This is a genomic window from Nostoc sp. UIC 10890 (genome assembly GCF_054786515.1).
On record NZ_JBSGKF010000068.1, the window covers coordinates 1 to 3,926 of the forward strand.

General features: G+C 42.2%; 1 protein-coding gene and 2 pseudogenes. 1 reads left to right on the plus strand and 2 read right to left on the minus strand.

Going from position 1 to position 3,926, the window contains the following annotated elements; genetic code table 11:
* The coding region (locus ACWATR_RS38855) for a GUN4 domain-containing protein (protein WP_460345384.1) at window positions 1-2,276 on the plus strand (2,276 nt) is incomplete at its 5' end.
* 495 nt (window positions 2,277-2,771) lie between these two features.
* Here ACWATR_RS38855 and ACWATR_RS38860 read toward each other — a convergent pair.
* Together ACWATR_RS38860 and ACWATR_RS38865 are read right to left on the minus strand one after the other, a co-directional pair.
* A pseudogene (locus ACWATR_RS38860) lies at window positions 2,772-3,086 on the minus strand (transposase); the annotation flags it as partial.
* A 58-nt stretch (window positions 3,087-3,144) separates the two neighbouring features.
* Window positions 3,145-3,926 (minus strand): annotated as a pseudogene (locus tag ACWATR_RS38865) (hypothetical protein); the annotation flags it as partial.

A 3,926-nucleotide genomic window follows, 5' to 3' on the forward strand; every position in this document is an offset into this window, starting at 1 on the left:
AGGGACATTTTGATGTTGTCCACTTGACAGGTCATGCCACGTTCCAAAATGAAGAACCATGTTTTATAACTGAAACAGAGTTTGGAGAAGCCCAGTACAGCAGTGCAGAAGATATAGCGACCGAATTGCAATTCCAGCAGCCCAAACTGATTTTTCTTTCCGGTTGCAATACAGGATACCTGAGAGATAAAGGTAAAGTACCGTCAATGGCGGAAGCATTACTACATCAAGGTGCAACTGCTGTTATTGGTTGGGGTCAAAGAGTTAGAGATATTGATGCAACTGCGACTGCTACAACTTTATACCAAGAGTTGTCAGCCGGAATGACGGTAGTACAAGCACTTGCGCTGTGTTATCAAAGATTGCTTCAAAAACAAGCACGAGATTGGCATTTGTTGCGGTTGTACGTGGCACAAACTTTACCGAGTGCATTAGTAAAGCGTGGACGTAAACCAGTAACTCGTCCTTCTGTCGCTACTGAATTTGTAGATTCTGAGAAAAAACTGAGAGTTGCCACCCGTGAGACTTTTGTTGGTCGTCGCCGCCAATTACAAAACTGCTTACGGATACTTAAAACTTCTACCCAAGAGGCTGGAGTTTTAATTCATGGCATGGGAGGATTGGGGAAAAGTACAATTGCTGCACGGTTATGCGATCGCTTACCTGAACATGAAAAACTCGTTTGGTGGCGACAAATTGATGAGTCCGGTTTAGTGAATAAACTAAAAGATAAACTTGAGACTGAAGAACAGCGAACAGCACTCACAGAAGGTACAGGAGAACTCAAATATCGATTAAAAACGGCTTTCAGTAAATTGAACCCATTATCATTAGTGTTGGTATTTGATGACTTTGAATGGAATTTAGAGCCTCGTGATGGAAGATATCTTCTAAAACCTTCAGTCGCCTCAGTATTAAATGCTTTAGTATGGGCAATTAAAGATCAAAATAATATTAGCTACCACCGTATTATTATTATTACTTGCCGTTATGATTTTGAATCCGATTTATTACGACACTTCTACAAGCAAGCGTTGGAAGGTTTACGAAAAGCTGATTTACAGAAAAAACTGAAACAACTAAACAATTTTAATTCTGATAGGACTGATAAGGAGTTAATTGAACGAGCTTTAAAACTAGCAGATGGCAATCCTCGTTTATTGGAATGGTTAAATTCAGATGTGCTATCAAAGGAAAATGCAGATTCAGAACTAAGTAAATTTGAAGCTAGTTCTCAAGGTTGGAGAGAAAAAATTATTTGGGAAAGAGAAGATGCTCCTAAATTAAAAATCGACTCTTCTACTGAGAAAATAGTCAGTCGGTGTTTATTATTTGAAATTCCTGTTCCCATGACAGCATTAGAAGCAGTTTGCAAAAGAGAACAATTAAATCGAGCAATTGAATTAGGGCTAATAGAAGTCAGCCCCGAACCAGACGAATCCCAACGGGTTTATCGAGTTTCACACATTCTACCTCACATTGTACCCAGTATTCAACTACCCGACGCACCAGGAGTCTATTCTCTGTACCAGAAAGCGCATGAAAAATTACATGAGTTGTGGGGGAATAGAAATAATTACAGTGCAGAAAAATGGCAAGAAATTTTTCGATTGAAATTCGCTGATAAAGCCAATCCTGAACGATTTAGGCAGGGCTTTTATCAGATGTTGGCGGTTCAAACTAACTCAGAAGCCGATAAAGCTTTTGAATCGGAATTGAGAAAATGTGCTGGTGATTTGGTAAAGGATGAACTATACACTCAGTTGAAAAACTATCTTCAGCATAAACAGTGGAAAGAGGCAGATGAGGAAACTGCTTGGATTTTTTACCAAGTCATGGTTAGAGAAAAATATAAAAATTGGAGACAACTGCTGTATGAATTCCCCTGTGAAACTCTCCTGGAAATTAACCAACTCTGGCTTCAAAACAGTACGGATAAATTTGGCATCAGCATCCAAGCAGAAAATTACCAGAAATTAGGCAGTCCGACATATGGTGATAAAAATTGGGATATTTTTGGTGAGAGTTTAGGTTGGAAACAAGATAGTTGGTTGTCGTATGATGAGTTTTGGAAAAAGTTAGAGGAAGAAAGTTTGCAAAGAGGGATATTGCCATCTACACCATCACTGCCTGCATTAATTTATACCCGATATCTAAAACGCGGGAGGTTTAACTGGACACAGGGCTTTTTGACGGATGACGGACGCAACGACTGGGATATGATGCAATGGTGGTTCTCTAATCTCGTGCAGAGACTTGTAAAGTCTAACATCTAACGCTTTGGGAAGTTTGTAAACATTTATGTCACCCTCATTTTCCACGCAATCTAGAAAGATACCTGGCACTGATGGCTGATAGCAATTCGCCTGAATAAATTTTGCTGCTACCTCATGCACCTCCGTATTCTCGGTTACTCGCTGCTTGTCCCAAGGTAAACTCATCTGCCCTGGTGATGGCTTTTTCCCTTTCCCACCCTTCACTACTGATGGCAAAAAGTTGCTCCCCCAGTGGTTCCGTTTCTCTGGTTTCGCTTGTGGTCGATATTTTTGGCAAAACCTGCGGTACTTAGCCGCGCATTCTTCCAAAGTTCGACCCAGCCGTAAAAACGCCGGATGCCATTGCGTAATGCCATCATTGCTCAAACGCTCGTGAGTGCCATAATTGCTAAAGTCGTAGAAATAACCCTGCTGCATACCAGCCGCTTTGGGGTTAGCGTGAATATATCGCAAGGTATTCAAAGCCCGTCGCTGGTCAGTATTAGCAAAACCTGTGCTGTGATATCGCTTCTCCCAAAAATGACCTGTGCGGTTCAACATTCGGTTAAAACACATAGCAGTGTACCAATTCAACCAGTGCATAATTTTCGGTAAATCTTCTGCCTGTTGGGGTTCAAGTAGGTAATGCACATGATTGCTCATGATACAAAGGGCATACAGCTTAAATCCGTACTTTGACTGTGCTTTCTTAATGGCATAAAGGAAGACTTCACGGCATTCCAGCCGCGTGAGACGAAATTCTCGATTATTGCAACGGGTTGTAATGTGGTAGCAAAATCCAGATTGCAAGTTACGTTTTGGACGAGACATTACAAATACGTAAATAACAATATGAATAGTTTAGTTTATAGCCTCTTGTACAGACTCGCTACCCCTCCCAATCAACCAGCACCCCATCCACGATCGCAATCTCCCACTGCGGAAACTTTGCCAGCAACTTCTTGATCACAATCTGCAAAGCCGGATCATCATTCCAGCATTCTTGCAAAAAGTCAAAACCCGGATTCTCCCCTGAATTCGCTGCTCGATTCAGTTTTTCCCTTCTTACAGGTCGCATATTTGACCGCACAACAATCGCCTCATGCGACCATTTTTCAGCACTGAGAACAAGCGCGGTGGAACTTTCACCCTCATTAACTGTTTTGATTTCTACATCCGAAACTTTGTTTTCTCCTGACAACGAAGCAGAATAACCCTGTCCTACTTGCCCCTGTGTTTGATTAGCGATCGCCAAACTTGAAGAAAATTCATTTTGAGCGACGGGCGAGGCGGAACAAGCACCTTCATGAAAGATTGTCGCCTCAACACCACAATCCTGTTTTTCAGCCAACAACAAAGTAGACTGACTCGGTGCATCATCCACAAGCGTTAGCGTGGTACAGTCCGTTGCCACGGGCAATTCTTCAAGCTCTGACGCGCTTTCGATACGTTGAGGCGATGCGCCCCTCAAGGGCGCATGAGCCGTCTCTTCCTCACGCGAATTTTCTGTAAGCGTGTCAGAGAAACTCCTCACAATCTCTTTTGAAGAGTTTGTGAGGAGTTTCTGACCAGTTCGTGAGGGTTCTTGGAACCCTTGCTCTGACTGACTTTTACCTGAAATAGATGCTTTATACGAAGCACCCATTTCTTCAGAGCCAGCATCTTTGTCTG